This is a genomic window from Vibrio sp. M260121 (genome assembly GCF_036533715.1).
Taxonomy (GTDB): domain Bacteria; phylum Pseudomonadota; class Gammaproteobacteria; order Enterobacterales; family Vibrionaceae; genus Vibrio.
Genome location: NZ_JATABF010000008.1, coordinates 67,192 through 92,243 on the forward strand (window position 1 = coordinate 67,192; position 25,052 = coordinate 92,243).

Consider the following 25,052-nt stretch of genomic DNA (forward strand, 5'->3'; position numbering starts at 1 on the left):
AGATCCTTTAGAAGTAACCTTGACGTTTCTTAAGCTCCATCGATCCTGACTGATCGTGGTCGATCGCACGACCTTGGCGCTCACTTGAGGTTGCCACCAGCATTTCTTCGATGATGCCTGTTAGCGTGTTTGCTTCAGACTCAATCGCGCCAGTCAGCGGGTAACAACCCAAAGTACGGAAACGAACACTCTTCTCTTCAATCATTTCACCTGGCTCTAGCTTCATGCGGTCATCGTCTACCATGATCAGCATGCCATCACGCTCAACAACAGGTCGCTTGTCTGCAAGGTACAGAGGCACGATCTCGATGTTTTCTAGGTAGATGTATTGCCAGATATCCAGCTCAGTCCAGTTTGAAAGTGGGAACACACGAATGCTCTCCCCTTTGTTTACTTGACCGTTGTATGTTTTCCAAAGCTCTGGACGTTGGTTTTTCGGATCCCAGGTATGGTTCTTATCACGGAATGAATACACGCGCTCTTTTGCACGTGACTTCTCTTCATCACGACGTGCACCACCGAATGCCGCATCAAAACCGTACTTGTTCAGAGCCTGCTTCAAACCTTGAGTCTTCATGATGTCAGTATGCTTTGAAGAGCCGTGTACAAATGGGCTACAACCCATTGCTAGACCTTCTGGGTTCTTATGAACCAAAAGCTCAAAGCCGTATTTCTCAGCGGTACGATCACGAAACTCGATCATCTCACGGAATTTCCAATCCGTATCTACGTGCAGTAGTGGGAATGGAATTTTGCCTGGGTAGAAGGCTTTGCGCGCAAGATGCAACATGACTGATGAATCTTTACCAATCGAATACATCATGACTGGGTTATCGAACTCAGCCGCAACTTCGCGGATGATATGAATACTCTCCGCTTCGAGTTGTTTAAGGTGAGTTAAACGTTGTTGGTCCATGTTTTGTCTTTCCTTTTTAAGCTTGAAGGCTCATTAGTCCCTAATCTTTGGTCTGAAATTATATGGAGCTGGCAATAGCACTTTTGTTGAATTCAGTACTAGACAAAAACCAGTCCAACTTTTGAGACAGACGCACAACTTCGCCGACAACAATCAAAGACGGAGCTTGAGCTTCTTTAGATAATTCAGATAGTTGAGAAAGTTCTCCGGTGAAAACTTTTTGCTGGATTTGCGTACCGCGCTCGATGATGGCGATAGGGGTTGAGGCTGCCCTACCATGTTTGATGAGCTGATTCTGAATATAGTGTGATTTCATCAGCCCCATGTAGATCACTAAAGTTTGATTCCCGCGCGCTAATGTCGACCAATCCATGTCGTCACTTTCTTCTTTCAGGTGACCCGTGACAAACAGTGCTGACTGCGCGTAATCACGATGCGTCAGCGGAATACCGGCATAAGCGGTCGCTCCCGCAGCGGCAGTAATGCCTGGAACCACTTGAAAACGCACACCAGCATCAGCCAAAACTTCCAGTTCTTCACCACCGCGGCCAAACACAAATGGATCGCCACCTTTGATGCGCACCACTTTGTAGCCTTGCTTAGCAAAGTCCACCAGCAGTTGGTTGGTCTTTTCTTGCGGCACACTGTGGTGCCCAGCACGTTTACCCACGCACACCAAAATGGTTTCGCTTGGAATTAATGACATAATCTCATCAGACACCAGGTAGTCATAAAGCACGACGTCAGCTTGTTGCAGGCAGTTGAGTGCTTTCAGCGTTAATAGCTCAGGGTCACCCGGGCCGGCACCAACAAGGGCAACTTCGCCTGGCTGAAGAGATTGCTTACTGAAACGCGGAAGATCGGCAGCTTGGTTATCCGAAACCAGCCGAGGCTTGTTGATTGGGAAATTCGTTACTGAATCGTTAACTGCCATGTGCTTGCTCATCATCCATTGATATCGTTATGGATGGCATTATGGCGGTGGGTTTATATTACCGGAAATTCTAAAATTTCATTTTTTATTCAAAAAACTGCTAAGAAGCTTTTGTTAGGTCTCATTCAAAATGGTGAAAAAGTCATCACTTTGACACTTTCCTCCGCATTTAATTGCCTAATGTTCACAGTTTTCTGCATCTTAGCCTGAGCTTGCACTAATATTTGTTACATTACGCTGTACGACCCCTCTATCCCATTTAATTGGAGCACCTCATGAAAATGGCAGTTAATCCCGTATCCGTCGCAGTTTTAAGCGGTATGTTGACGCTTGCTGGCCCAGCGATGGCGGACACCATCAAGCTACGTATTATCGAAACCACCGACATTCACACCAATGTGATGGACTACGACTACTACAAAGATCAGCCTTCTCAGCAAATCGGTCTTAGCCGTGCGGCGACACTGGTTAAGCAAGCTCGTGAAGAAGCAGTGAACAGTGTTTTGGTCGACAATGGCGACTTGATTCAAGGCAGCCCGATGGGCGATTACATGGCAGCTAAAGGGATTAACGCTGGCGAAATCCACCCGGTATACAAAGCGATGAACCAGTTGGATTACGATGTGGGTAATATTGGTAACCACGAATTCAACTACGGTCTTGAGTTCCTGAAAAACTCTATCGACGGTGCGAACTTCCCTTATGTTAGTGCTAATGTTTTCGACAAGAAGACAGGCGAGCACTACTTCAAACCTTATCTAATTAAAACGCACACGTTCAAAGACACTGATGGTCAAAGCCACGAAATCAAAGTGGGTTACATCGGCTTCGTCCCGCCACAAATCATGGTATGGGATAAGAAGAATCTAGAAGGTAAAGTCTTCGCTGAAGACATCACTGAGACAGCGAAGAAGCTGGTTCCTCAGATGAAAAAAGAAGGCGCAGACGTGATTGTGGCGATTCCACACTCGGGCATTTCCACTGACCCATACAAGCTAGGCGCTGAAAACTCAGTTTACTACCTCACAGAAGTTGAAGGCATTGATGCGATTGCCTTTGGTCACTCTCACGCCGTATTCCCGGGTAAAGACTTTGCCAAGCTGCAAGGTGTCGACAACGCCAAAGGCACAATTAATGGTGTAACCGCAGTGATGCCGGGTCGTTGGGGTAGCCACGTTGGTGTAATGGACTTAATGCTGAAAGAAAAAAACGGCAAGTGGCAAGTGGTTGAAGGTCAATCTGAAGCGCGCCCTATCTTCGATAAAGCTAACAAGAAATCTTTGGCAGAAGCCGATAAAGGCATCGTGGATGCACTTGTTGATGACCATAAAGGCACACGTGAATTCGTCAACCAGCCAATCGGTAAAGCGAATGACGTGATGTACAGCTTCCTAGCGCTTGTACAAGATGATCCAACGATTCAAATCGTAAACCTTGCTCAGAAGGATTACGTGGAACGCTTTATCCAAGGCGACCCAGATCTTGCAGACATTCCAGTACTAAGCGCAGCCGCACCATTTAAAGTGGGCGGACGTAAAGACGATCCAAATGGTTTCACCGAAGTAGAGTCCGGACAGCTGACTTTCCGTAATGCCGCGGATCTTTACCTATACCCGAACACGCTGGTAGCAATGAAGGTTAAAGGCAAAGAAGTTCATGAATGGCTAGAGTGCAGTGCAGGTCAGTTCAATCATATTGATGTTAACAGCACCAAACCTCAGTCTTTGATCAACTGGGATAGCTTCCGCACTTACAACTTCGACGTGATAGATGGTGTGAACTACCAAATCGATGTTACTCAACCGCCGAAGTACGATGCGGATTGTAAAGTGATCAACCCAGACTCACAGCGTATCGTGAACCTGACTTACAACGGTAAACCGGTTGATCCGAAACAAGACTTCATCATCGCAACCAACAACTACCGTGCTTACAGTGCAACCTTCCCGGGTACTGGTCCGGACTTCATCGCATTTGATTCTCCAGATGAGAACCGCTCTGTAGTGGCCGCTTACATCTCTCGCATCAGTAAAGAGCAAGGTGAAGTAACACCAAGCGCGGATAACAACTGGTCATTCGCACCAATCAAATCGGATAACAAACTTGATGTTCGTTTTGAAACCTCACCAAGTGATAAAGCTGCGCAGTTCATCAAAGAGAAAGGGCAATACCCGATGAAACGTGTCGCAACTGACGAAGTTGGTTTCGCGATTTACCAAATTGACCTGAATAAGTAAGGCAAGTTTTGCAATGAATTCAAGCGGCTCTCATGAGCCGCTTTTTTGTTGTCAGTAAAAACCGTTAGAATGAGAAAAACCATTTCTGAGTTATCACATGCACAGCGATCTTTTTTCTGACTTAATCAACCATGACTTCCTCGAAGGTGAAGCGAATCAGCTAATTGAACATGGGCAACAGCTAGAGTTGCCGACACGCCATATTCTCAATCATCAAGGTGAATCCAGCTCGCACATCTACTTTGTGTTAGAAGGTTTATGCCATGCCAGTTATCTGACCGATAAAGGGAAGGAATTCAGTAAAGAGTTCTACTGGGAAAAGGATTGGGTGATTGGCTTTGAAGGGCTTATTAAGAATCAGCCCTCGCCGTACTTATTAGAAACGCTGACACCTTGTCATCTGTTTTGCTTGCCGATTGAAGTGCTACACCAATGGCGTGAAGAAAAGCATCCTATCTACTTAAAGCTGCTCGAAGCGCAATTGATGCATAAAGAAAACAAAGAACGCTTTATGTTGCTCTACTCACCAGAAGAGCGCTACCAACTGTTTTGTCAGCATTATCCAGACTTAGAACAGCGTATTACCGATAGCCAGATTGCCGCTTACTTGGGGATTACCGCGATCAGTTTAAGTCGAATAAAAACCCGGTTGAAGCAGCATCATGAAAAGTAGAACTAAAATAATATTGACAAAAAACAATCACTTTCAGTAGTCACACTCTTATTATTAACTAACGCTATTTGTTTGAAGTATAAGCAAAAATCTCAAATCCCATCTGGATATGCATAAGGATATACTACACCCTGCATAGCCAAATTTCATATCACTCGCCTCACATGGCGGGCGAGTGTTTCATCATGAGTTAAGGGAAAAGATTATGTTTGGAAAACTGAAAGCCGCCGCCGGTGATGCCGCAAACAATAAAGCAGCAACACTCATAACGACACACGTAGAACCCGTAATGGAAGAAATCCAAGGCTACTCTCCGGCAGTTATCATGGAAGATGAGACCTACCAGAGCCAAGTGATTGAGCCGACGCTCGTTGCACTTCAAGCGGCTTCGTCAGGCGTGACCTCAATGCTGCCAAACTTTAATGAGAAATTTAGCGCCTGCATGTTCCACCTTCGTGGCGAACTGCTCGAACTATCAGAAGATAAAGTCGCACTGATCGACGACTTCAAACAACAGCTACCTGCAACTGTTATGGAAGGCTTAAAGCTATAGCGGTGTACAAAAACAAAAAAACGGCTAAATCGTTAGCCGTTTTTTACTGTATTGCTGGTTTTACTTCAGCAAACGGGCACGGAATTGACGACCTTTCATCTTGCCGTTACTGATAGTTTGTAGCGCTTTCTTCGCCACTGACTTTTCTACCGCAACATAAGCACGCATTGGGAACAGGTGAATCTTACCCACTTGTGCTCCTGTGATGCCATTTTTACCCGTTAAGCAACCTAGAATGTCGCCTGCGCGCACTTTCTGCTTCTTGCCGCCATCGATGTTAATCGTCACCATCTTAGCTTGATATGGCTGCTGAGTTGATTTCGCGGGCAATGTTGCTGGAACCACGTCCATGTCTAGATACTCTTCGATACGAGCCACACGCAGGCCGTCTTTTTCACCAAAGAAGCTGAATGCTAAGCCTTTGCTGCCAGCACGACCAGTACGACCAATACGGTGAACGTGTACTTCTGGGTCACGAGACAATTCGAAGTTAAATACCGCATCTAGATTGTCAACGTCCAAACCGCGTGCCGCCACATCTGTTGCAACAAGGATCGAAACACTCTTGTTAGCAAACTGAACCAAGGCTTGGTCACGTTCGCGTTGTTCTAGATCCCCATGAAGATCGATAACACTGAATCCTTTGTGATGTAGTTCATCTGCTACATTCTGTACTTCTTTCTTCGTGTTACAGAACACCACTGCCGACTCTGGCTGGTGAGTCAGTAGTAGGTTTGCCAGAGCTTCATCTCGTGCTTCTGAACCTTCTACGTTGTAAAAGTACTGCGCAATGCTCGACGTATCGTGAGTGGATTCTACTTTGATCATCTCTGGCGATTGCATAATACGTTGAGCAATCTGTTCGATTTTCTCAGGGAACGTTGCACTGAATAGTAAAGTTTGACGCTGTTTGGGCGCGGCTTCAATGATCGCATCGAGTGCATCTTGGAAGCCCATATCTAGCATACGATCCGCTTCATCCAGAACTAGCGTGTTTAGCTCTTCTAGGTTAATGCGACCTTTCTCTAGGTGATCAAGGATACGACCTGGCGTACCAACAAGAATATGAGCGCCATGTTCTAGTGAACCAATTTGCGGTCCCATTGGCATACCACCACAGAGCGTAAGCACTTTGATGTTGTGAATACTACGGCCCAAAGTACGAATTTCTTTTGCCACCTGATCAGCCAGTTCACGCGTCGGACAAAGCACTAAAGATTGTACACGGAAGCGTTTTACGTTTAGGTTGGATAGTACGCCAAGACCAAACGCCGCTGTTTTACCTGAGCCGGTTTTACCCTGACCAATCACATCACGCTGATTCAAAATCGCAGGTAAGCTCAACGCTTGAATTGGCGTCATATGGGTGTAGTTCAATGATTCAAGCGTCTCTAGTAGCGCTGGAGTAAGCCCTACTTGGTCAAAAGTTTGTTTGCTCACAGGGAAATATCCTCAGGTGGGATGAAAAAGAGGGCACATTATCGCCAGATTTGTCACGAAGACCAGTGAAAATTAACCATTGTTAATGAGTAATAGCAGAAAACGACGTAAAGTCAGCTGCATTCGCTTATTAATGGATATTGGAAATGATCAACTGGACTGCCCTACCTTTCTCTCAACTGACAACAACACAACTCTACGAGATGCTGCGCCTGCGCGTTGATGTATTTGTGGTGGAACAAACCTGTCCATATCCAGAGCTAGACGGCAAAGATACGTTAGAAGGCGTGTATCACCTATTGGGCTATCAAGGCGATGAGCTGGTTGCCTGCGCTCGATTATTACCTGCTGGAACCACTTACGACAATGTGAGCATCGGCCGTGTGGTCACCAAACAAAGCGCTCGCGGTGGTGGTCTTGGACATGAACTGCTTGAGCAAGCTTTACAACATTGCCAACAGTTTTGGACAGGCCAAACGATCGATATCGGAGCACAAGAACACCTGATGGCTTTCTATGCAAGCCATGGCTTTGAAGTGATTTCTGAAAGCTACCTTGAAGATGGCATCCCTCATGTCGATATGCGCCGAGTAAGCTAAATGTCGCCTTACCACCTAGCACTATTCTTACTGGTGATCGGAAATTTGGCGGCATCACTCTCCGATGTCGCCGTTAAACTGATTGAAGGTGGTATTAGCCCGTTCCAATATATGTTTGTTCGCCAACTGGCTTCACTGCTGCTCATCTTACCTTTTTACCTCAAACAAAAACCAAATAAACGTAGCCTAAAGCAAGCACTTATTACCTTGTTGCGAGCGCACCTAATATTAATAGGTAGCGGATGTATGATGGTTGCAGTGACTCACCTCCCTCTGGCAACTGCCAACGCGGTTTTTTACGCAGCCCCTATTCTAATGCTGCCACTATCGATATTGTTTCTTAACGAGCACCCACCTCTGAGCAAAATTCTACTAACTTGCTTCGGGTTCCTTGGTGTCTTAGTGGTATTACGGCCGGATCACTTTCATTGGGCAGCACTATTTGCACTCGGCACGGCGAGCACACTGGCGATGTTCAATATATTGGTAAGAAAACTACCGAGCGAACAATCTGTCGTTACCACACTTTGGTGGACTACGCTGTTCTCGTTACCAATCTCTGCAGTACTGGCTGGGTTTTACTGGCAACCTATAACGTGGCAAGAACTGGCATTGGTTGTTGCGAGTGCGGTTTGCATCTTAAGTTATAACGGTTTGGCAGTATTGGCTTATCAAAAAGCGCCGGCGGGAGAGATAGCCTTAGCTGAATACTCAGGCTTAGTGTTTGTCACGCTCTTTGGGATATGGTGGTTTGATGAAATTCCAGATTGGCTGACTGCTATAGGGATAATAATGATCGTATTACCGCTCTTACCATGGAATAAAAGAAAAACACTCGCTAGAAAACAAATTAGACGTTAACAGATCAACAGCCATAAAAAAGGCGCGAATCATCGCGCCTTTAGAATGCTTATTAATGAACGCTATTTATTACGTCCGAATGTCCCATCAGATAGACGGAAGAACATCACCGACTCGCCACTTTTCTCTAGCTGAAGCATATCTAATTTACCATCGTCAGCAAGCTTAAAGCGCACCAATTGACCTTGCTTGATTCGACTCAAAGGTTTATCGCTGCCTTCAATTTTAACTAGGGCGTTTAAGTCTGCCATCGGCAGTTGGTTACTGCGGAATACTTGAGCCAAGGTATCGCCATTCTTCACCGTGTATTCTTTCCACTGCTCAGACTTAGGCTCTGAGTTTTGTGCAGAGCGCTGCTCACTTAAGCTTTGCGCGTTCAACTGAATCGCAACGCGTTGATTCTCTACTTGGGTGTCTTCAAGCAGTACTTCTGTATCTTTTGGTACTGGGATGATCAAAAGCACCAACACCACTGGCACCAATACCATCAGTGCACGTTGATGTAGTTTTGGAAGACGATGCCAAAACTGAGTCACAGGCTGTAATCTTTCCTGCCACTTCTCTTTATTGAATGGCTGCTTCCAATCGATAGCAGCGAACTTTTGTTTCATCAATTCGACATGGTCGACTTGCTGCTTTTTCTTTCTGCGACGATTCATTCTGATGAGTCCCTTAATACTTCTGATGTCAGTATAAAAATACCAGCGCGGAGAGTATATGTTTTTCACTAAAGTAAAATGTAATTTGGCGTAAATTAGCAGAAATTTCACTTGGAGTAAGAGATAAGTCACACCCTCTACTCCTCATAGAGACATTCGAGCGCAATCATTTAAACCTAGCCTCGAACCTGATATCCTGTGCCTTTATCACTCCTAATAAGAGCGACATTCATGTCTGAAATTAAATTTGAAACTGCAGAACAAAAAGCAAGCTACGGTATTGGTCTGCAAATGGGTCAGCAACTTGCTGGTTCTGGTCTAGAAGGTCTTAGCGTTGACGCTATCGCTGCTGGTATTGCAACGGCACTAACTGGTGACATGCCTTCTATCGAAATCGACGAAATCAACAACGCACTGCAAGAGCTACACACTCGTGCAGAAGCAGTTCGTCAAGAAGCAGCTAAAGCTGCAGCGGCTGACGGCGAAGCGTTCCTAAAAGACAACGCTCTACGTCCAGAAGTAAACGTTCTTGAGTCTGGTCTTCAGTACGAAATCATCACTGAAGGCACTGGTGAAATCCCAACTGCTGCATCTCAAGTACGTGTTCACTACCATGGTGAACTAACTGACGGCACTGTATTCGACAGCTCTGTATCTCGCGGTCAACCTGCTGAGTTCCCAGTAACTGGCGTAATCAAAGGTTGGGTTGAAGCTCTTCAACTAATGCCTGTTGGTTCTAAGTGGAAACTATACATCCCACAAGATCTAGCATACGGTGAGCGTGGCGCAGGTGCTGCTATCCCTCCATTTGCAGCTCTAGTATTCGAAGTAGAACTACTAGACATCCTGTAATTGAGACTCTCCTCAATACAAATTCGAAGCGGCGCTCACTAGCGCCGCTTTTTTTGTCTAAAATAAACAGACTTAAGCTCAACAACCTTTAAGTCTCTGTTATCTTAAGTAGTGAATAAACAATAATAATCGCAAGCCACACGGAGGTATTATGCGTAAAACACTCCTCACCTTAACGCTGCTTTCAATGAGCATTGGTACAGCCCACGCTTTTCTTGATGCGGTAACCGATAAGGAAAGCCAAGAAGGTTTAATGGACATGGTCAGCCAAGGCATGAATGCGGAATCATCTCCGCTCACCGATTTACTCACTAGCCAATTGCCCGTGTCAACCGAGCAGGCTGCAGGTGGTACAGGCGCCTTGTTAGCACTTGCACAAAGTCAGTTATCAGACCAAAACAGCAGCAAGCTGAAATCCCTAATTCCAGGTATGTCGAGTCTAGATGGCGCGCAAAGCTTATTAGGTAATATTGAAAGTTTAAGTGCAGTACAAAGTACTTTTGATAAATTAGGACTAGACCCATCGATGATCAGTCAGTTTGCGCCAGTGATACTTGGCTATCTAGGTGACCAAGGCGCAAGTGAAGGTTTACTGAATTCGCTAAGCGGGTTGTGGGGCTCAGGCAGCTAGACGTCTCGCCGAAACATAAATTAAGGCTCAACATTCGATTATCGAAGATTAGCTTTGAGAGGGGAGACGGAAAGCTGAATGTGTTTTCTCTTTCAAATACGACAGAAACAAAAAAGCCGAGCTAATGCTCGGCTTTTTTTGTTCTTACGAACTGAGATTACTCAGCAGCTTCTTCAGCAGCTGGGCGATCTACAAGCTCAATGTAAGCCATTGGAGCTTTATCACCAGCACGGAAGCCAGCTTTTAGGATACGAGTGTAACCGCCCTGACGAGCAGCAAAACGTGGACCTAGTTCGTTAAACAGTTTTGCAACTACTTCGTTATCACGAGTACGTGCAAATGCTAGACGACGGTTAGCAACACTGTCAGTCTTAGCTAGTGTAATCAAAGGCTCAACTACGCGACGTAGCTCTTTTGCTTTTGGCAAAGTAGTCTTGATAACTTCATGACGTACTAGAGAGCTAGCCATGTTGCTGAACATCGCTTTACGATGTGAGCTGTTGCGGTTGAGTTGACGACCACTCTTACGATGGCGCATGACCTAATCCTTCTAACTAGTATCGATTAATCTTCAGCGATTGATGCAGGTGGCCAGTTTTCTAGGCGCATGCCCAGAGACAGACCACGTGACGCAAGTACGTCTTTAATCTCAGTAAGAGATTTTTTACCAAGGTTAGGCGTTTTAAGTAGCTCAACCTCAGTACGTTGTACTAGATCACCGATGTAGTGAATCGCTTCTGCTTTCAGACAGTTAGCAGAGCGAACTGTTAGTTCAAGATCGTCTACAGGACGCAGTAGGATCGGATCGAATTCTGGCTTCTCTTCCTTCTCCTCAGGTACACGTACATCACGAAGATCTACGAACGCATCCAATTGCTCAGCTAGGATAGTAGCTGCACGACGGATTGCTTCCTCAGGTTCTAGAGTACCGTTTGTTTCCATATCGATAACAAGCTTGTCTAGATCAGTGCGCTGTTCTACACGAGCTGCTTCTACAGCGTAGGCAATTTTGTCTACAGGGCTGTAAGTAGCATCTACTAGTAGGCGACCGATTGGACGCTCGTCTTCTTCGTTATGGATACGCGCAGAAGCTGGAACATAACCACGACCACGTTCAACTTTGATACGCATTGCGATCTCAGCGTTGTCATCCGTTAGGTGACAAATTACGTGTTCAGGGTTAGCGATCTCTACATCACCATCATGGGTGATGTCACCTGCAACCACAGGGCCCGAGCCTGATTTGTTCAAAGTAATGAACACTTCATCTTTGCCTTCGGCAACGCGCACAGCCAAACCTTTAAGGTTTAGAAGAATTTCAAGAATATCTTCTTGAACGCCTTCTTTCGTGCTGTACTCATGAAGTACGCCTTCAATTTCTACTTCTGTTACAGCACAACCTGGCATAGAAGATAGAAGGATGCGGCGAAGTGCATTACCCAGAGTATGACCAAAGCCACGCTCTAATGGCTCAAGAGTTACTTTTGCGTGAGTCGAGCTGATTTGTTCGATGTCAACTAGACGTGGCTTAAGAAATTCTGTTACAGAACCCTGCATTGTGTCCTCTCTTTAGTTTAAACCTTACTTAGAGTAAAGCTCGACGATCAATTGTTCGTTGATGTCAGCTGATAGATCAGAACGCTCAGGCATACGCTTGAATGTACCTTCCATCTTGCCACCATCTACTTCAATCCAAGTTGGTTTTTCACGTTGTTCAGCAACTTCTAGAGCTGCTTTGATACGAGCTTGCTGTTTAGCTTTCTCGCGGATAGAAACAACGTCATTAGCCGCTACTTTGAAAGAAGGAACGTTTACAACTTTACCGTTAACTAGGATAGCTTTGTGGCTAACTAGCTGACGTGCTTCTGCGCGAGTTGCGCCAAAGCCCATGCGGTAAACTACGTTATCAAGACGACCTTCAAGAAGCTGAAGCAGGTTCTCACCTGTGTTGCCTTTAAGACGTGCAGCTTCTTTGTAGTAGTTACGGAATTGTTTTTCTAGAACGCCGTACATACGACGAACTTTTTGCTTCTCACGAAGCTGAACGCCATACTCAGATAGACGACCGCGACGAGCGCCGTGTACACCTGGTGCGTTATCAATTTTACACTTGGTATCGATCGCGCGAACACCAGACTTAAGGAATAAGTCAGTGCCTTCACGACGGCTAAGCTTCAGCTTAGGACCCAAATATCTTGCCATGATCTTTCTCCAGTAATCTAAAAAACGTTATACGCGACGTTTCTTAGGTGGACGACAACCGTTATGAGGGATTGGTGTAGCATCAACGATGTTTGTGATGCGGAAACCAGCAGCGTTCAGTGCGCGAACAGTAGATTCACGACCTGGACCTGGACCCTTAACCATAACTTCCAAGTTCTTTAGACCGTATTCTTTAGCCATTTCAGCACAACGCTCAGCAGCAACCTGTGCAGCGAACGGAGTAGACTTACGAGAACCACGGAAACCAGAACCACCTGCAGTAGCCCAAGCTAGAGCATTACCTTGACGGTCAGTAATGGTTACGATTGTGTTATTGAAAGAAGCATGGATGTGCGCAACGCCATCTGCAACTTGCTTGCGTACGCGCTTACGAGCGCGAGTTGGTTGTTTAGCCATTGTACTCTACCTTCCCGATTATTTCTTGATCGGCTTACGCGGACCCTTACGGGTGCGAGCATTGGTTTTAGTACGCTGTCCACGTAGTGGTAGACTGCGACGATGACGAAGACCACGGTAACAACCAAGGTCCATAAGACGCTTGATGTTCATAGATACTTCACGACGTAGATCACCTTCTACAGTGTACTTAGCTACACCATCACGCAGTTGATCGATCTGCTCTTCAGTTAGTTCACTGATCTTAACATCTTCAGCAATACCCACTTCAGCTAGGATAGCTTGAGAGCGAGTTTTACCGATGCCGTAGATTGACGTTAGTGCAATCACAGCATGTTTTTGATCAGGAATGTTAATGCCTGCTATACGGGCCATTATTCACTCCTAAGTGTTTCTATAAAAGAATTAGCCGCAGCAAAGCCCGTTATGGATACGCTGCGGAGTACTACTTCTTTTGCACGCAAAAGGTAGGCCGAGGAATATACTCGACCTAACCTTCGTTTTCAAGTAAAAATTTCTGCTAATTAGCCTTGGCGCTGTTTGTGCTTTGGCTCACTGCAAATCACGCGAACGACACCGTTACGCTTGATTACTTTACAGTTACGGCAGATTTTTTTAACGGAAGCACGAACTTTCATTGCTAAACTCCGTAATTGAAACTGAGTCTACCGCCGTATTAACGACCGTAGCCTTTCAGATTCGCTTTCTTCAACACAGAATCATACTGTTGAGACATCAGATGAGTCTGTACCTGTGCCATAAAGTCCATGATAACAACAACTACGATAAGTAGTGATGTACCGCCGAAGTAGAAACGTACGTTCCACGCGACCATCATGAACTCGGGAATCAGACAGATAAAGGTAATGTACAGTGCGCCCGCTAGGGTTAAACGTGTCATTACTTTATCGATGTACTTCGCTGTCTGCTCACCTGGGCGGATACCGGGTACGAATGCACCGGACTTCTTCAAGTTATCCGCTGTTTCACGCGGGTTGAAAACCAACGCCGTGTAAAAGAAACAGAAGAAGATAATCGCTGCTGCATAAAGCATTACATACAGAGGCTGACCTGGGCTAAGAGCCAAAGACACGTCAGTTAACCAACCGAACGCGCTGCTCTCACCGTTCTGACCAAACCACTGAGCCAGTGTTCCTGGGAACAGGATAATACTTGATGCAAAAATCGCTGGAATAACACCTGCCATATTAATTTTAAGTGGCAGATGCGAGCTTTGTGCAGCAAATACTTTACGACCTTGTTGACGCTTAGCGTAGTTAACGACGATTCGGCGTTGACCACGTTCCATGAAAACAACGAAGTAAATTACTGCGAAAGCTAATACCGCGATTAACAGTAGAAGAAGTACATGCAATTCACCTTGACGCGCTTGCTCGATTGTTTGACCGATTGCAGAAGGCAATCCAGCAACAATACCTGCAAAAATCAGAATGGAAATACCATTACCGATTCCTCGCTCTGTAATTTGTTCACCTAACCACATTAGGAACATGGTACCGGTTACTAAACTTACGGTAGCAATTAGCGTAAACATGGTTTGGTTCATTACAACCAGATTGTCGACCATGTTTGGTAAGCCAGTTGCAATACCAATAGCTTGGAATGTTGCAAGTACAAGCGTGCCGTAGCGTGTATATTGGCTGATCTTACGACGGCCTGCTTCACCCTCTTTCTTGAGTTCCGCTAACGCTGGATGAACTACAGTTAGCAATTGGACAACAATAGATGCCGAAATATACGGCATGATGCCCAATGCTAATATAGATGCACGCTCAAGAGCACCACCGGAGAACATGTTAAACATTTCAACGATGGTACCTTTTTGCTGTTCGAACAAATCGGCAAGTACAGCAGCGTCAATACCAGGAATCGGCACAAATGAGCCGGCTCGGAATACTAAAAGTGCACCAATTACGAATAACAAGCGCGACTTTAGTTCACTTAAGCCGCTCTGAGCACTACGAAAATCTTGTCCTGGTTTCTTAGCCATCTGTACCTCGTTCCTCGAGATTATTCCTCGATTTTACCGCCTGCAGCTTCGATTGCAGCTTTAGCGCCTTTAGTCACACGTAGACCTTTAACAGTCACTGCTTTATCGATTTCACCAGATAGAACAACTTTTACGAATTCGATGTTCTTAGTGATGATGTTAGCAGCTTTAAGGCTGTTTAGATCAACCACGTCACCAGAAACTTTCGCTAGTTCACCTAGACGAACTTCAGCAGACACTAGGCTCTTACGAGAAGTGAAACCGAATTTTGGTAGACGTTGTTTCAGAGGCATCTGACCGCCTTCGAAACCTGGACGAACTTTACCGCCAGAACGTGATTTTTGACCTTTGTGACCACGGCCACCAGTTTTACCTAGGCCAGAACCGATACCACGACCTACACGCTTAGGAGCATGCTTAGAGCCAGCAGCCGGTGCAAGAGTATTCAAACGCATTTCTGATTACTCCTCAACTTTAACCATGTAGTAAACCTTGTTGATCATACCGCGTACGCACGGAGTATCTTCAAGTTCTACTGTGTGGTTGATTTTACGAAGACCTAGACCACGCAAAGTAGCTTTGTGCTTTGGTAGGCGGCCAATTGAGCTTTTAGTTTGAGTTACTTTAATAGTTGCCATGGTGTTCTTACTCCGAAATAGCTTCAACAGTTAGACCACGTTTAGCAGCAACCATTTCTGGCGACTTCATGCTACCTAGTGCATCGATCGTTGCACGAACGATGTTGATAGGGTTCGTAGAACCGTATGCTTTAGATAGTACGTTGTGTACGCCAGCAACTTCTAGTACTGCACGCATCGCACCACCTGCGATAACACCAGTACCTTCTGCAGCAGGCTGCATGTAAACTTTAGAGCCCGAATGGCGACCTTTCACTGGGTGGTGAAGAGTGCCTTCGTTTAGCGCGATAGTAGTCATGTTACGACGCGCTTTTTCCATTGCTTTTTGAATCGCTGCAGGTACTTCACGAGCTTTGCCGTAACCGAAACCTACACGACCGTTACCGTCACCAACTACTGTTAGTGCAGTGAAGCTCATGATTCGACCGCCTTTAACCGTTTTAGAAACACGGTTAACTGCGATTAGCTTTTCTTGCAAATCATTCGCTTGAACTTGTTGTTCTTTAGCCATCTTCCAACCCTACCTTAGAATTTCAGACCAGCTTCGCGAGCAGATTCTGCTAGCGCCGCTACTCGACCGTGGTATTGGAAACCAGAACGATCAAATGCAACTGCAGTTACGCCTTTTTCAAGAGCGCGCTCAGCAACAGCTTTACCTACTGCTTTAGCTGCATCAACGTTACCAGTGTATTTCACTTGCTCACGGATCGCTTTTTCTACAGTAGAAGCTGCTGCGATAACCTCAGAGCCATTAGCCGCGATAACCTGTGCGTACACGTGACGAGGAGTACGGTGTACAACTAGGCGAGTCGCACCCAGTTCTGCAATCTTACGACGTGCACGTGTAGCACGACGGATGCGAGATGCTTTCTTATCCATAGTGTTACCTTACTTCTTCTTAGCTTCTTTAGTACGCACATTTTCATCTGCGTAACGAACACCTTTACCTTTGTAAGGCTCAGGTTGACGGTAAGAACGAATGTCAGCCGCAACTTGACCAACTAGTTGCTTATCACAACCAGTAATGATGATTTCAGTTTGGCTTGGACATTCAGCTTTAATACCCGCTGGCAACTCGTGCTCAACTGGGTGAGAGAAGCCTAGTGTTAGACCTACAGCGTTGCCTTTAATAGCAGCACGGTAACCAACACCTTTAAGAGTTAGCTTCTTAGTAAAGCCTTCAGTAACACCAACAACCATGTTGTTAACTAGAGCGCGAGCTGTACCAGCTTGTGCCCATGCGTTAGCAGCACCTTCTTTAGGACCGAAGGTTAGGTTGTTTTCTTCCTGAGCGATAACCACAGCGCTGTTAAGAACGCGTGATAGTTCGCCCTTAGCACCTTTTACAGTGATTTCTTGGCCGTTTAGTTTCACCTCTACGCCAGCTGGAATAGCGACAGGTGCTTTAGCAACACGAGACATATTCTACTCCTATTAAGCTACGTAGCAGATGATTTCACCACCAAGACCTGCTTTACGTGCAGCGCGGTCTGACATAAGACCCTTGGAAGTAGAAACGATAGCAATACCAAGACCACCCATTACAGAAGGAAGATCATCTTTCTTCTTGTAAACGCGTAGACCTGGACGAGAAACACGTTTAAGTTGCTCGATTACTGGTTTAGCTTGGAAGTACTTAAGTGTAACTTCTAGCTCAGGTTTTGCTTCGCCTTCAACAGCGAAGTCAACGATGTAACCTTCAGCTTTTAGTAGTGCAGCAATTGCAACTTTAAGCTTTGAAGAAGGCATTTTAACAGCAACTTTGTTTGCTGCCTGACCGTTACGAACACGGGTCAGCATATCCGAAATCGGATCTTGCATGCTCATATGATTTACTCCAAATGATTAAGTGGCAATTACCAGCTAGCCTTACGAAGACCCGGAATCTCGCCTTTCATGCAAGCTTCACGAACCTTAATACGGCTTAGACCGAACTTACGTAGGTAACCGTGTGGACGACCAGTTTGGTTACAACGGTTGCGCTGACGTGATGCACTTGAATCACGTGGAAGAGATTGCAGTGTAAGAACCGCATTCCAACGATCTTCTTCAGATGCGTTTACATCGCTGATGATAGCTTTTAGCGCTGCACGCTTTTCAGCGAACTTAGCTACTAGCTTCGCACGCTTTGCTTCACGTGCTTTCATTGAATTTTTAGCCATAACAGTAACCCTTCACCTTACTTACGGAATGGGAAGTTAAAGGCAGCCAGCAGAGCACGGCCTTCCTCATCAGTACCAGCAGACGTCGTAATAGTGATGTCTAGACCGCGTACTCGATCAACTTTATCAAAGTCGATTTCCGGGAAGATGATTTGCTCGCGAACGCCCATGCTGTAGTTACCGCGACCGTCAAAAGACTTAGCGCTAACACCACGGAAGTCACGTACTCGTGGAAGAGCGATGTTAATCAAACGCTCAAGAAAATCCCACATACGTTCGCCACGCAAGGTTACTTTACAACCGATAGGGTAGCCTTCACGGATTTTGAAACCTGCAACAGATTTACGAGCTTTAGTGATAAGTGGCTTTTGACCAGAGATCGTTGCCATATCAGCAGCTGCGTTTTCTAGCAGTTTCTTATCGTTGATTGCTTCACCAACACCCATGTTTAGGGTGATTTTCTCGATTCTAGGGACTTGCATGACGCTTGTGTAGCTAAACTGTTTGGTCAGTTCAGCGACTACAGACGACTTGTAGTAATCATGCAGTTTCGCCATAGTAGAACTCCAAATTACTTCTATTAGTTAGAAACGATTTCGTTGTTAGACTTAAAGAAACGAACTTTCTTACCATCTTCAAAACGGAAACCGATACGGTCAGCTTTACCAGTAGCTGCGTTAAAGATCGCCACGTTAGAAACATCGATAGCTGCTTCTTGCTCTACGATACCGCCTTGGATACCTAGTGCAGGAACAGGTTTCTGGTGTTTCTTAACAAGGTTGATACCTTCAACGATAACTTTACCAGTTGCTAGGACCTTAGTTACTTTACCTTTCTTGCCTTTGTCTTTACCAGCAAGAACGATTACTTCGTCATTACGACGGATTTTAGCTGCCATTTCTACGTGCTCCTTACAGAACTTCTGGAGCCAGTGAAACGATCTTCATGAACTTATCGCCACGAAGTTCGCGTGTCACAGGACCAAAGATACGTGTACCGATTGGTTGCTCAGTGTTGTCGTTCAACAATACACAAGCATTTCGGTCGAAGCGAATGACAGAACCGTCAGGACGACGTACGCCTTTACGGGTGCGCACTACCACCGCCTTCAGAACGTCACCTTTTTTAACTTTACCGCGAGGAATTGCTTCCTTAACAGTAACTTTGATAACGTCACCGATATGTGCATAACGGCGGTGAGAGCCACCCAGAACCTTAATACACATTACGCTGCGTGCGCCTGAGTTATCAGCTGCGTCCAGCATACTTTGCATTTGGATCATGTTAGTGCTCCGCTAAATAATAAAAAAACTAGACCCTCTCGGGTCGGGCTGCCTCTTTAAAAGGGACGCGAATTGTACCACCCTTTTTTCAGATTGGGTAGTCAAAAAATAAACGGCTCCAAAAATTATTTTTGGAGCCGTTTTTAATCATAGAATAAAGAAGATTAGATCTTCGCTTTTTCTAGGACTTTTACCAATGTCCAAGACTTAGTCTTAGACAGTGGACGACACTCAGCGATTTCAACTGTGTCGCCTAGGCCACACTCGTTGTTCTCGTCATGTGCGTGTACTTTAGTCGTGCGCTTTACGAATTTACCGTAAATTGGGTGTTTAACCATGCGCTCGATAGCAACTACGATAGACTTGTCCATCTTGTCGCTAACAACACGACCTTGTTGAGTACGTTTTACTTCGCTCATTATGCGCCTGCCTTCTCAGTCAAAACAGTTTTCACACGTGCGATATCACGGCGTACAGCTTTCAGAGTATGAGTTTGCTGTAGCTGACCAGTTGCAGCTTGCATGCGCAAGTTGAACTGTTCGCGTAGCAAATTCAATAGCTCAGCGTTAAGCTCTTCAACGCTTTTCTCGCGTAGATCTTGTGCTTTCATCACATCACCTGCTTAGTTACAAATGTAGTTTTGAATGGCAGTTTACGAGCCGCTAGGCGGAACGCTTCACGAGCCAATTCTTCAGGTACACCACCCATTTCGTACATAACCTTACCAGGTTGGATTTGGGCTACCCAGTACTCAACGTTACCTTTACCCTTACCTTGACGAACTTCAAGTGGTTTTTCTGTGATTGGTTTGTCTGGGAACACACGGATCCAGATTTTACCTTGACGCTTAACGTGACGTGTCATTGCACGACGTGCCGCTTCAATTTGACGAGCAGTTAGACGACCACGGCCAACAGCTTTAAGACCGAACTCGCCGAAGCTTACATCAGTACCTTTAGCTAGACCACGGTTACGACCTGTCTGAACCTTACGGAACTTAGTACGTTTAGGTTGTAGCATCTGTCGACTCCTTACTTACGGCCTTTACGCTGCTTCTTAGGCTTGTCGCCTTTAGGCTCTACAGCGTTAGCTGCTGGCATACCACCTAGGATCTCACCTTTGAAGATCCAAGTTTTAATGCCGATCACACCGTATTGAGTGTGAGCCGAAGAAGTTGCGTAATCAATGTCTGCACGTAGAGTGTGTAGAGGTACACGACCTTCACGGTACCACTCAGAACGTGCGATTTCAGCGCCGCCTAGACGACCGCTTACTTCCACTTTGATGCCTTTAGCACCTAGACGCATTGCGTTTTGTACCGCGCGCTTCATAGCACGACGGAACATAACACGACGCTCTAGTTGAGACGCGATGCTGTCACCAACAAGCTGTGCATCAAGCTCAGGCTTGCGTACTTCAGCGATGTTAATTTGAGCTGGTACACCTGCAATTTTAGCTACAGCTGCACGTAGTTTCTCAACGTCTTCACCTTTCTTACCGATTACAACGCCTGGACGAGCAGTGTGAATAGTCACACGGATGCTCTTAGCAGGACGCTCGATAACGATACGTGAAAGAGATGCTTTTTGTAGTTCCTTAGTTAGGAACTGACGTACCTTGAAGTCGCCGTCTAGGTTGTCAGCGAAATCTTTGGTGTTAGCAAACCATGTAGCATTCCAAGGCTTAACGATGCCAAGACGAATACCATTAGGATGTACTTTTTGACCCATTGCTTACTCTCCTAGTCTCTAGCGATCTGCTACAACAACAGTGATGTGGCTTGAACGCTTCAAGATACGATCCGCACGACCTTTAGCACGAGGCATAATACGCTTCATGGTTGGGCCTTCATCTACAAAGATTTTTGCGACATTCAGATCGTCAATATCTGCACCTTCGTTGTGCTCCGCGTTAGCGATAGCAGACTCTAGAACTTTCTTAACTAGAGCAGCAGCTTTTTTGTTGCTGAACGTTAGAATTTCTAGAGCTTGGTCAACAGATTTACCACGAATTAGATCCGCAACTAAGCGAGCTTTCTGAGGCGAAATGCGAGCAAAGTTATGTTTAGCAATAGCTTCCATTATTTACTCCTTAACGCTTCTTAGCTTTCTTATCCGCAGCGTGACCGCGGTAAGTACGTGTTGGTGCGAATTCACCTAGTTTGTGACCGATCATTTCTTCGGTAACGAAAACTGGTACGTGCTGACGACCATTATGGACAGCGATGGTCAAACCGATCATCGTAGGGATGATCATTGAACGACGGGACCAAGTCTTAATAGGCTTTTTGTCTCCGCTTTCCACCGCTTTCTCTACCTTCTTCAGCAAGTGTAGGTCAATAAAAGGACCTTTCTTGAGAGAACGTGGCATGGCGATTCCTCTTTATATAGATTACTTGTTACGACGACGTACGATGTACTTGTCAGTGCGTTTGTTCTTACGAGTCTTGAAGCCTTTAGTAGGCATACCCCAAGGAGATACTGGGTGACGGCCACCAGAAGTACGACCTTCACCACCACCGTGTGGGTGGTCAACCGGGTTCATTACTACACCACGTACGGTTGGACGTACGCCGCGCCAGCGTGAAGCACCAGCTTTACCAAGTTCACGTAGCATGTGCTCAGAGTTACCAACTTCACCGATTGTTGCACGGCCTTCAGAAAGAACTTTGCGCATTTCGCCAGAACGTAGACGGATAGTTACGTACGCACCGTCGCGAGCAACGATTTGAGCGTAAGCACCAGCCGAACGAGCTAGCTGACCACCTTTACCAGGTTTTAGTTCAACGTTGTGTACAGTTGAACCTACTGGGATGTTACGCATTGGTAGAGTGTTACCCGCTTTAATCGGTGCATCAACACCAGATTGAATAACATCACCCGCGTTAACACCTTTAGGTGCTAGGATGTAGCGACGCTCACCGTCTTTGTAAAGAACTAGAGCAATGTTTGCGCTACGGTTTGGATCGTATTCTAGACGCTCAACTTTCGCTGGGATGCCATCTTTAGTACGTTTGAAGTCAACTACACGGTAGTGGTGCTTGTGACCACCGCCGATGTGACGTACTGTGATACGACCGTTGTTGTTACGACCACCGTTCTTAGAGTTTTTCTCTAGAAGAGGTGCGTATGGCTTGCCCTTGTGTAGGTCAGCGTTAACAACTTTAACAACGTGACGACGACCAGGGGAAGTCGGCTTACATTTAACAATAGCCATTCTTAACTACTCCTGTTATTCCGCGCCGCCAACGAAGTCAAGATCTTGACCTTCTTTCAAAGTAACGTACGCTTTCTTAACGTCGCTGCGGCGACCTTGGCGTAGACCTTGACGTTTGGTCTTACCCTTAGTGATAAGAGTATTTACAGACTTAACTTCAACTTCAAAAAGCTTTTCTACAGCTGCTTTGATCTCTTTTTTAGTTGCATCTTTAGCTACTTTGAAAACGATAGTGTTCGCTTTCTCAGCTGCCATAGTTGCTTTTTCAGAGATGTGCGGAGCACGTAGAACTTTTAGGATACGCTCTTCAGTGATCATGCTAGCATCTCCTCAACTTGCTTAACTGCTTCTGCAGTCATTACAACTTTGTCGAACGCGATTAGTGAAACTGGATCGATACCAGCAACGTCACGTGCGTCAACTTTGTATAGGTTACGAGCAGCTAGGAATAGATTCTCATCTACTTCGCTAGTCACGATTAGAGCGTCAGTTAGCTCAAGCTCTTTAAGCTTAGCAACTAGCTCTTTAGTCTTTGGCGCTTCAACTGAGAAGTTATCAACAACGATTAGACGCTCTTGACGAACTAGCTCAGAAAGAATGCTCTTCATAGCACCGCGGTACATTTTTTTGTTTACTTTTTGGCTGTGATCTTGTGGTTTCGCAGCAAAAGTAACACCACCTGTACGCCAGATTGGGCTACGGATTGTACCAGCACGCGCACGGCCAGTACCTTTTTGACGCCATGGCTTAGCGCCACCGCCAGAAACTTCTGAACGTGTTTTTTGAGCACGAGTACCTTGACGAGCACCTGCTGCAAATGCAACAACTACTTGGTGTACAAGAGCTTCGTTAAACTCACGTCCGAAAGTAGTTTCGGAAACAGTTAGTGCATCAGCACCTTTAACCATTAGTTCCATTACTTACTCCTGAGACGTTATGCTTTAACAGCTGGTTTAACGATCACGTTGCCACCTGTTGAGCCTGGTACTGCACCTTTGATAAGAAGCAGATTGCGCTCAGCGTCAACACGTACGATCTCTAGGTTTTGAGTCGTTACACGCTCAGCACCCATGTGACCTGCCATTTTCTTGCCTTTAAATACGCGACCTGGAGTTTGACATTGGCCAATTGAACCCGGTGCACGGTGAGACAATGAGTTACCGTGAGTCATATCTTGAGTACGGAAGTTCCAACGCTTAACAGCGCCTTGGAAACCTTTACCCTTAGATGTACCAGTAACGTCTACTTTCTTAGTTTCGTTGAATAGTTCAACTGTTAGCTCAGCGCCAACTGCGAACTCTTCACCGTTTTCCAAACGGAATTCCCAAAGACCACGACCAGCTTCAACGCCAGCTTTAGCAAAGTGACCTGCTTCAGCTTTGTTTACGCGGTTAGCTTTCTTAGAACCAGCAGTTACCTGGATTGCAGCGTAGCCATCTGTCTCAAGAGTTTTAACTTGAGATACACGGTTTGCTTCAACTTCAACAACTGTTACTGGGATAGAAACGCCGTCTTCAGTAAATACGCGGGTCATGCCCACTTTACGACCGATTAGACCAATCATTCTTCTAATCTCCCTTAACCTAGGCTAATTTGAACGTCAACGCCCGCAGCAAGGTCTAGACGCATTAGAGCATCAACAGTTTTGTCTGTTGGCTCAACGATGTCGATTAGACGCTTGTGAGTACGAATTTCGTACTGGTCACGTGCTTTCTTGTTAACGTGTGGAGAGATAAGAACTGTGAAACGCTCTTTACGAGTAGGTAGTGGGATTGGACCACGAACCTGTGCGCCAGTGCGCTTAGCTGTTTCAACGATTTCCGCTGTAGAAGCATCGATTAGTTTGTAATCGAAAGCTTTTAGGCGGATACGGATACGTTGGTTCTGCATGAGACAGAGCTCCAATATTAAAAATTACACAAACAATATCGCCACTCAGACTCGTCAAGACGAGAGAATGCCGATTGATTTATGTGAAACCGTAGCGTCCAAGATTAGGACACATTGTCAGTTAATTTTCGATTAACTACCCCTATATGCCAGAGTCACGTCTGGGGATAGTTTTTCCGAAGAAAAGATAGCTAATTGTATTAACCGCGAACATAAGCTGAGTCTACATTACCTCGTAAATCCGAAGATTTACTCGCTCCTCACTGCTCATTGGTTCACAACTGGCTTAACCAGTGCGCTGCATTATACAGATCACACTTTAGGATGCAATAGCTGGATGAAAAATAATCGAACAAAAATTAACCATTCAAATTCTTCATTAAGCCATAAACAAAAAGGACGCCGAAGCGTCCTTTTCTAAACTGTAATCGTAATAGCGTCTGCTATTATTTCTTACCGCTTGATAGTGCACCGAAACGCTTGTTGAAGCGATCAACACGGCCGCCTGTATCAACGATACGTTGCTTACCAGTGTAGAATGGGTGGCACTTGTCACATACGTCTAGGTGGATAGAATCTTTACCTAGAGTAGAGTTGAACTCGAAAGAGTTGCCGCAAGAACAAGTAGCAGTTACTGCTTTGTATTCTGGGTGGATACCAGCTTTCATGGGATAACCTCAATTGTAGGCCGTGTCGCTATACGAATCTAAGCCGCACACCACACGTAATTAATAATAAAATGCGATACCGCATCGACCATTTGCCGAAGCCATATCTCAAGGCGCAGTATACTAATGAATCGCTAAGCTAGGATCAACACATTTGGCAACTTTTTCGCCACTTTTTTCACCAGTACTTTAGTACTGAGAGCGATCACT

40 protein-coding genes are annotated in these 25,052 nt (G+C 45.6%); 7 read left to right on the forward strand and 33 right to left on the reverse strand.

Features of this window, described 5'->3' with window-relative positions:
• Positions 1 to 7: 7 nt before the first annotated feature.
• Both cysD and cobA read right to left on the reverse strand, forming a co-directional pair.
• Positions 8 to 916: a sulfate adenylyltransferase subunit CysD gene (gene cysD, locus QTO06_RS06955; RefSeq protein WP_078607900.1), complete on the reverse strand. Its 909-nt coding sequence runs from the start codon at positions 914 to 916 to the stop codon at positions 8 to 10.
• Between the two features lie 58 nt (positions 917 to 974).
• On the reverse strand, positions 975 to 1,850 hold the full coding sequence (gene cobA, locus QTO06_RS06960) for a uroporphyrinogen-III C-methyltransferase (RefSeq protein WP_228904109.1): 876 nt from the start codon (positions 1,848 to 1,850) through the stop codon (positions 975 to 977).
• Positions 1,851 to 2,125: 275 nt separating this feature from the next.
• On the opposite strand from cobA, the gene cpdB reads away from it, so the two are divergent.
• The 3 genes from cpdB to QTO06_RS06975 all read left to right on the forward strand — a co-directional run bounded on the left by cpdB (position 2,126) and on the right by QTO06_RS06975 (position 5,313).
• Positions 2,126 to 4,087, forward strand: coding sequence for a 2',3'-cyclic-nucleotide 2'-phosphodiesterase (cpdB, locus tag QTO06_RS06965; protein WP_331407286.1), 1,962 nt, complete (start codon positions 2,126 to 2,128; stop codon positions 4,085 to 4,087).
• Positions 4,088 to 4,184: 97 nt separating this feature from the next.
• On the forward strand, positions 4,185 to 4,760 hold the full coding sequence (locus QTO06_RS06970; protein ID WP_331407287.1) for a Crp/Fnr family transcriptional regulator: 576 nt from the start codon (positions 4,185 to 4,187) through the stop codon (positions 4,758 to 4,760).
• Between the two features lie 205 nt (positions 4,761 to 4,965).
• A complete protein-coding gene (locus QTO06_RS06975; RefSeq protein ID WP_331407288.1) occupies positions 4,966 to 5,313 on the forward strand; it encodes a hypothetical protein in 348 nt (115 codons plus the stop codon).
• 60 nt (positions 5,314 to 5,373) lie between these two features.
• Here the strand turns inward: QTO06_RS06975 and dbpA are convergent, their stop codons facing one another.
• Positions 5,374 to 6,753: an ATP-dependent RNA helicase DbpA gene (gene dbpA, locus QTO06_RS06980; protein ID WP_039984677.1), complete on the reverse strand. Its 1,380-nt coding sequence runs from the start codon at positions 6,751 to 6,753 to the stop codon at positions 5,374 to 5,376.
• A 146-nt stretch (positions 6,754 to 6,899) separates the two neighbouring features.
• Between dbpA and QTO06_RS06985 the strand changes: the two genes are divergently transcribed.
• Both QTO06_RS06985 and QTO06_RS06990 read left to right on the forward strand, forming a co-directional pair.
• Entirely contained in the window at positions 6,900 to 7,352 is a 453-nt protein-coding gene (locus tag QTO06_RS06985; protein ID WP_039841369.1) for a GNAT family N-acetyltransferase, read from the forward strand.
• Positions 7,353 to 8,213 carry a DMT family transporter gene (locus tag QTO06_RS06990; protein ID WP_331407289.1) on the forward strand — a complete coding sequence of 287 codons (861 nt, stop codon included), beginning with the start codon at positions 7,353 to 7,355 and terminating at the stop codon, positions 8,211 to 8,213.
• Between the two features lie 62 nt (positions 8,214 to 8,275).
• Here QTO06_RS06990 and QTO06_RS06995 read toward each other — a convergent pair whose 3' ends face one another.
• On the reverse strand, positions 8,276 to 8,872 hold the full coding sequence (locus QTO06_RS06995; protein ID WP_033005517.1) for a LysM-like peptidoglycan-binding domain-containing protein: 597 nt from the start codon (positions 8,870 to 8,872) through the stop codon (positions 8,276 to 8,278).
• 231 nt (positions 8,873 to 9,103) lie between these two features.
• On the opposite strand from QTO06_RS06995, the gene QTO06_RS07000 reads away from it, so the two are divergent.
• Together QTO06_RS07000 and QTO06_RS07005 are read left to right on the forward strand one after the other, a co-directional pair.
• A complete protein-coding gene (locus QTO06_RS07000; protein ID WP_005437303.1) occupies positions 9,104 to 9,724 on the forward strand; it encodes an FKBP-type peptidyl-prolyl cis-trans isomerase in 621 nt (206 codons plus the stop codon).
• A gap of 151 nt (positions 9,725 to 9,875) precedes the next feature.
• Entirely contained in the window at positions 9,876 to 10,355 is a 480-nt protein-coding gene (locus QTO06_RS07005) for a DUF2780 domain-containing protein (protein ID WP_331407290.1), read from the forward strand.
• Between the two features lie 157 nt (positions 10,356 to 10,512).
• Here QTO06_RS07005 and rplQ read toward each other — a convergent pair whose 3' ends face one another.
• From rplQ to rpmE, 29 genes are all read right to left on the reverse strand, one after another.
• Positions 10,513 to 10,893 (reverse strand): 50S ribosomal protein L17, encoded by a 381-nt coding sequence (gene rplQ / locus QTO06_RS07010; RefSeq protein WP_005383141.1) that lies wholly within the window; start codon positions 10,891 to 10,893, stop codon positions 10,513 to 10,515.
• A gap of 26 nt (positions 10,894 to 10,919) precedes the next feature.
• On the reverse strand, positions 10,920 to 11,912 hold the full coding sequence (locus tag QTO06_RS07015) for a DNA-directed RNA polymerase subunit alpha (protein WP_005383143.1): 993 nt from the start codon (positions 11,910 to 11,912) through the stop codon (positions 10,920 to 10,922).
• 24 nt (positions 11,913 to 11,936) lie between these two features.
• Positions 11,937 to 12,557, reverse strand: a complete 621-nt coding sequence (rpsD, locus tag QTO06_RS07020; RefSeq protein WP_005383146.1) for a 30S ribosomal protein S4 — start codon at positions 12,555 to 12,557, stop codon at positions 11,937 to 11,939.
• Between the two features lie 27 nt (positions 12,558 to 12,584).
• Complete coding sequence (gene rpsK, locus QTO06_RS07025; RefSeq protein ID WP_001118870.1) at positions 12,585 to 12,974, reverse strand: 30S ribosomal protein S11; 390 nt, start codon at positions 12,972 to 12,974, stop codon at positions 12,585 to 12,587.
• Between the two features lie 18 nt (positions 12,975 to 12,992).
• Positions 12,993 to 13,349, reverse strand: a complete 357-nt coding sequence (gene rpsM / locus QTO06_RS07030; protein ID WP_005435100.1) for a 30S ribosomal protein S13 — start codon at positions 13,347 to 13,349, stop codon at positions 12,993 to 12,995.
• A 149-nt stretch (positions 13,350 to 13,498) separates the two neighbouring features.
• Complete coding sequence (gene rpmJ / locus QTO06_RS07035; RefSeq protein WP_000868186.1) at positions 13,499 to 13,612, reverse strand: 50S ribosomal protein L36; 114 nt, start codon at positions 13,610 to 13,612, stop codon at positions 13,499 to 13,501.
• A 38-nt stretch (positions 13,613 to 13,650) separates the two neighbouring features.
• Positions 13,651 to 14,985, reverse strand: a complete 1,335-nt coding sequence (gene secY / locus QTO06_RS07040; protein WP_005435093.1) for a preprotein translocase subunit SecY — start codon at positions 14,983 to 14,985, stop codon at positions 13,651 to 13,653.
• 20 nt (positions 14,986 to 15,005) lie between these two features.
• Positions 15,006 to 15,440, reverse strand: a complete 435-nt coding sequence (rplO, locus tag QTO06_RS07045; RefSeq protein ID WP_005435092.1) for a 50S ribosomal protein L15 — start codon at positions 15,438 to 15,440, stop codon at positions 15,006 to 15,008.
• 6 nt (positions 15,441 to 15,446) lie between these two features.
• Positions 15,447 to 15,623 (reverse strand): 50S ribosomal protein L30, encoded by a 177-nt coding sequence (rpmD, locus tag QTO06_RS07050; protein ID WP_000201159.1) that lies wholly within the window; start codon positions 15,621 to 15,623, stop codon positions 15,447 to 15,449.
• Positions 15,624 to 15,630: 7 nt separating this feature from the next.
• Positions 15,631 to 16,134, reverse strand: coding sequence for a 30S ribosomal protein S5 (gene rpsE, locus QTO06_RS07055; protein WP_005435090.1), 504 nt, complete (start codon positions 16,132 to 16,134; stop codon positions 15,631 to 15,633).
• A 14-nt stretch (positions 16,135 to 16,148) separates the two neighbouring features.
• Positions 16,149 to 16,502: a 50S ribosomal protein L18 gene (rplR, locus tag QTO06_RS07060; protein ID WP_005435088.1), complete on the reverse strand. Its 354-nt coding sequence runs from the start codon at positions 16,500 to 16,502 to the stop codon at positions 16,149 to 16,151.
• 9 nt (positions 16,503 to 16,511) lie between these two features.
• Positions 16,512 to 17,045: a 50S ribosomal protein L6 gene (rplF, locus tag QTO06_RS07065; RefSeq protein WP_005435087.1), complete on the reverse strand. Its 534-nt coding sequence runs from the start codon at positions 17,043 to 17,045 to the stop codon at positions 16,512 to 16,514.
• Positions 17,046 to 17,057: 12 nt separating this feature from the next.
• Positions 17,058 to 17,450, reverse strand: coding sequence for a 30S ribosomal protein S8 (rpsH, locus tag QTO06_RS07070; RefSeq protein WP_009707834.1), 393 nt, complete (start codon positions 17,448 to 17,450; stop codon positions 17,058 to 17,060).
• A 29-nt stretch (positions 17,451 to 17,479) separates the two neighbouring features.
• Positions 17,480 to 17,785, reverse strand: coding sequence for a 30S ribosomal protein S14 (gene rpsN / locus QTO06_RS07075; RefSeq protein ID WP_004410442.1), 306 nt, complete (start codon positions 17,783 to 17,785; stop codon positions 17,480 to 17,482).
• 17 nt (positions 17,786 to 17,802) lie between these two features.
• Positions 17,803 to 18,342 (reverse strand): 50S ribosomal protein L5, encoded by a 540-nt coding sequence (rplE, locus tag QTO06_RS07080; protein ID WP_004745887.1) that lies wholly within the window; start codon positions 18,340 to 18,342, stop codon positions 17,803 to 17,805.
• Between the two features lie 23 nt (positions 18,343 to 18,365).
• Positions 18,366 to 18,683: a 50S ribosomal protein L24 gene (gene rplX, locus QTO06_RS07085; RefSeq protein ID WP_005435084.1), complete on the reverse strand. Its 318-nt coding sequence runs from the start codon at positions 18,681 to 18,683 to the stop codon at positions 18,366 to 18,368.
• 13 nt (positions 18,684 to 18,696) lie between these two features.
• Positions 18,697 to 19,068 carry a 50S ribosomal protein L14 gene (gene rplN / locus QTO06_RS07090; RefSeq protein WP_004410450.1) on the reverse strand — a complete coding sequence of 124 codons (372 nt, stop codon included), beginning with the start codon at positions 19,066 to 19,068 and terminating at the stop codon, positions 18,697 to 18,699.
• A gap of 164 nt (positions 19,069 to 19,232) precedes the next feature.
• A complete protein-coding gene (gene rpsQ / locus QTO06_RS07095; protein ID WP_005435082.1) occupies positions 19,233 to 19,487 on the reverse strand; it encodes a 30S ribosomal protein S17 in 255 nt (84 codons plus the stop codon).
• The gene (gene rpmC, locus QTO06_RS07100) at positions 19,487 to 19,678 is read right to left on the reverse strand and encodes a 50S ribosomal protein L29 (protein ID WP_004410456.1); all 192 of its coding nucleotides are present in this window, start codon (positions 19,676 to 19,678) and stop codon (positions 19,487 to 19,489) included. The genes rpsQ and rpmC overlap by 1 nt, the downstream gene beginning before the upstream one ends.
• Positions 19,678 to 20,088, reverse strand: a complete 411-nt coding sequence (gene rplP / locus QTO06_RS07105) for a 50S ribosomal protein L16 (protein WP_005379577.1) — start codon at positions 20,086 to 20,088, stop codon at positions 19,678 to 19,680. Before rplP ends, rpmC begins: the two co-directional genes overlap by 1 nt.
• An 11-nt stretch (positions 20,089 to 20,099) precedes the next feature.
• A complete protein-coding gene (rpsC, locus tag QTO06_RS07110) occupies positions 20,100 to 20,798 on the reverse strand; it encodes a 30S ribosomal protein S3 (RefSeq protein WP_005435080.1) in 699 nt (232 codons plus the stop codon).
• An 18-nt stretch (positions 20,799 to 20,816) separates the two neighbouring features.
• Positions 20,817 to 21,149, reverse strand: a complete 333-nt coding sequence (gene rplV, locus QTO06_RS07115) for a 50S ribosomal protein L22 (RefSeq protein WP_005383164.1) — start codon at positions 21,147 to 21,149, stop codon at positions 20,817 to 20,819.
• Positions 21,150 to 21,159: 10 nt separating this feature from the next.
• A complete protein-coding gene (gene rpsS, locus QTO06_RS07120) occupies positions 21,160 to 21,438 on the reverse strand; it encodes a 30S ribosomal protein S19 (protein WP_005435078.1) in 279 nt (92 codons plus the stop codon).
• A gap of 21 nt (positions 21,439 to 21,459) precedes the next feature.
• On the reverse strand, positions 21,460 to 22,284 hold the full coding sequence (gene rplB, locus QTO06_RS07125) for a 50S ribosomal protein L2 (RefSeq protein ID WP_005435076.1): 825 nt from the start codon (positions 22,282 to 22,284) through the stop codon (positions 21,460 to 21,462).
• A 15-nt stretch (positions 22,285 to 22,299) separates the two neighbouring features.
• The gene (rplW, locus tag QTO06_RS07130; protein ID WP_004398471.1) at positions 22,300 to 22,602 is read right to left on the reverse strand and encodes a 50S ribosomal protein L23; all 303 of its coding nucleotides are present in this window, start codon (positions 22,600 to 22,602) and stop codon (positions 22,300 to 22,302) included.
• Positions 22,599 to 23,201: a 50S ribosomal protein L4 gene (gene rplD / locus QTO06_RS07135; RefSeq protein ID WP_005435074.1), complete on the reverse strand. Its 603-nt coding sequence runs from the start codon at positions 23,199 to 23,201 to the stop codon at positions 22,599 to 22,601. The genes rplW and rplD overlap by 4 nt, the downstream gene beginning before the upstream one ends.
• 17 nt (positions 23,202 to 23,218) lie before the next feature.
• Positions 23,219 to 23,848, reverse strand: coding sequence for a 50S ribosomal protein L3 (gene rplC, locus QTO06_RS07140; protein WP_005435072.1), 630 nt, complete (start codon positions 23,846 to 23,848; stop codon positions 23,219 to 23,221).
• A 14-nt stretch (positions 23,849 to 23,862) separates the two neighbouring features.
• Positions 23,863 to 24,174, reverse strand: coding sequence for a 30S ribosomal protein S10 (gene rpsJ, locus QTO06_RS07145; protein ID WP_004410492.1), 312 nt, complete (start codon positions 24,172 to 24,174; stop codon positions 23,863 to 23,865).
• A 446-nt stretch (positions 24,175 to 24,620) separates the two neighbouring features.
• Positions 24,621 to 24,842, reverse strand: coding sequence for a 50S ribosomal protein L31 (gene rpmE, locus QTO06_RS07150; RefSeq protein WP_005435070.1), 222 nt, complete (start codon positions 24,840 to 24,842; stop codon positions 24,621 to 24,623).
• Between the last annotated feature and the right edge of the window lie 210 nt (positions 24,843 to 25,052).

Bases quoted from the DNA above. Each gene is read 5' to 3' on its own strand.
- QTO06_RS07000 (WP_005437303.1), top strand. From the start codon at position 9,104: ATGTCTGAAATTAAATTTGAAACTGCAGAACAAAAAGCAAGCTACGGT.
- rpmJ (WP_000868186.1), bottom strand. From the start codon at position 13,612: ATGAAAGTTCGTGCTTCCGTTAAAAAAATCTGCCGTAACTGTAAAGTA.
- rplN (WP_004410450.1), bottom strand. From the start codon at position 19,068: ATGATCCAAATGCAAAGTATGCTGGACGCAGCTGATAACTCAGGCGCA.
- QTO06_RS07005 (WP_331407290.1), top strand. From the start codon at position 9,876: ATGCGTAAAACACTCCTCACCTTAACGCTGCTTTCAATGAGCATTGGT.
- rpmE (WP_005435070.1), bottom strand. From the start codon at position 24,842: ATGAAAGCTGGTATCCACCCAGAATACAAAGCAGTAACTGCTACTTGT.
- QTO06_RS06995 (WP_033005517.1), bottom strand. From the start codon at position 8,872: ATGAATCGTCGCAGAAAGAAAAAGCAGCAAGTCGACCATGTCGAATTG.
- rplC (WP_005435072.1), bottom strand. From the start codon at position 23,848: ATGATTGGTCTAATCGGTCGTAAAGTGGGCATGACCCGCGTATTTACT.
- cobA (WP_228904109.1), bottom strand. From the start codon at position 1,850: ATGGCAGTTAACGATTCAGTAACGAATTTCCCAATCAACAAGCCTCGG.
- rplR (WP_005435088.1), bottom strand. From the start codon at position 16,502: ATGGATAAGAAAGCATCTCGCATCCGTCGTGCTACACGTGCACGTCGT.
- rplX (WP_005435084.1), bottom strand. From the start codon at position 18,683: ATGGCAGCTAAAATCCGTCGTAATGACGAAGTAATCGTTCTTGCTGGT.
- rplW (WP_004398471.1), bottom strand. From the start codon at position 22,602: ATGATCACTGAAGAGCGTATCCTAAAAGTTCTACGTGCTCCGCACATC.
- rplE (WP_004745887.1), bottom strand. From the start codon at position 18,342: ATGGCGAAACTGCATGATTACTACAAGTCGTCTGTAGTCGCTGAACTG.
- QTO06_RS06985 (WP_039841369.1), top strand. From the start codon at position 6,900: ATGATCAACTGGACTGCCCTACCTTTCTCTCAACTGACAACAACACAA.
- QTO06_RS06975 (WP_331407288.1), top strand. From the start codon at position 4,966: ATGTTTGGAAAACTGAAAGCCGCCGCCGGTGATGCCGCAAACAATAAA.
- QTO06_RS06990 (WP_331407289.1), top strand. From the start codon at position 7,353: ATGTCGCCTTACCACCTAGCACTATTCTTACTGGTGATCGGAAATTTG.
- rplF (WP_005435087.1), bottom strand. From the start codon at position 17,045: ATGTCTCGTGTTGCTAAAGCACCTGTCGCTATTCCAGCTGGCGTAGAG.
- rplV (WP_005383164.1), bottom strand. From the start codon at position 21,149: ATGGAAGCTATTGCTAAACATAACTTTGCTCGCATTTCGCCTCAGAAA.
- rpmC (WP_004410456.1), bottom strand. From the start codon at position 19,678: ATGAAAGCACAAGATCTACGCGAGAAAAGCGTTGAAGAGCTTAACGCT.
- rpsD (WP_005383146.1), bottom strand. From the start codon at position 12,557: ATGGCAAGATATTTGGGTCCTAAGCTGAAGCTTAGCCGTCGTGAAGGC.
- rpsH (WP_009707834.1), bottom strand. From the start codon at position 17,450: ATGAGCATGCAAGATCCGATTTCGGATATGCTGACCCGTGTTCGTAAC.
- rpsS (WP_005435078.1), bottom strand. From the start codon at position 21,438: ATGCCACGTTCTCTCAAGAAAGGTCCTTTTATTGACCTACACTTGCTG.
- secY (WP_005435093.1), bottom strand. From the start codon at position 14,985: ATGGCTAAGAAACCAGGACAAGATTTTCGTAGTGCTCAGAGCGGCTTA.
- rplB (WP_005435076.1), bottom strand. From the start codon at position 22,284: ATGGCTATTGTTAAATGTAAGCCGACTTCCCCTGGTCGTCGTCACGTT.
- cysD (WP_078607900.1), bottom strand. From the start codon at position 916: ATGGACCAACAACGTTTAACTCACCTTAAACAACTCGAAGCGGAGAGT.
- rpsK (WP_001118870.1), bottom strand. From the start codon at position 12,974: ATGGCTAAACAACCAACTCGCGCTCGTAAGCGCGTACGCAAGCAAGTT.
- rplO (WP_005435092.1), bottom strand. From the start codon at position 15,440: ATGCGTTTGAATACTCTTGCACCGGCTGCTGGCTCTAAGCATGCTCCT.
- cpdB (WP_331407286.1), top strand. From the start codon at position 2,126: ATGAAAATGGCAGTTAATCCCGTATCCGTCGCAGTTTTAAGCGGTATG.
- rplP (WP_005379577.1), bottom strand. From the start codon at position 20,088: ATGCTACAACCTAAACGTACTAAGTTCCGTAAGGTTCAGACAGGTCGT.
- QTO06_RS06970 (WP_331407287.1), top strand. From the start codon at position 4,185: ATGCACAGCGATCTTTTTTCTGACTTAATCAACCATGACTTCCTCGAA.
- rpsQ (WP_005435082.1), bottom strand. From the start codon at position 19,487: ATGAGCGAAGTAAAACGTACTCAACAAGGTCGTGTTGTTAGCGACAAG.
- rpsC (WP_005435080.1), bottom strand. From the start codon at position 20,798: ATGGGTCAAAAAGTACATCCTAATGGTATTCGTCTTGGCATCGTTAAG.
- rpsE (WP_005435090.1), bottom strand. From the start codon at position 16,134: ATGGCTAAAGAACAACAAGTTCAAGCGAATGATTTGCAAGAAAAGCTA.
- rpsJ (WP_004410492.1), bottom strand. From the start codon at position 24,174: ATGCAGAACCAACGTATCCGTATCCGCCTAAAAGCTTTCGATTACAAA.
- rpmD (WP_000201159.1), bottom strand. From the start codon at position 15,623: ATGGCAACTATTAAAGTAACTCAAACTAAAAGCTCAATTGGCCGCCTA.
- rpsM (WP_005435100.1), bottom strand. From the start codon at position 13,349: ATGGCCCGTATAGCAGGCATTAACATTCCTGATCAAAAACATGCTGTG.
- QTO06_RS07015 (WP_005383143.1), bottom strand. From the start codon at position 11,912: ATGCAGGGTTCTGTAACAGAATTTCTTAAGCCACGTCTAGTTGACATC.
- rplD (WP_005435074.1), bottom strand. From the start codon at position 23,201: ATGGAACTAATGGTTAAAGGTGCTGATGCACTAACTGTTTCCGAAACT.
- rpsN (WP_004410442.1), bottom strand. From the start codon at position 17,785: ATGGCTAAAAATTCAATGAAAGCACGTGAAGCAAAGCGTGCGAAGCTA.
- rplQ (WP_005383141.1), bottom strand. From the start codon at position 10,893: ATGCGCCATCGTAAGAGTGGTCGTCAACTCAACCGCAACAGCTCACAT.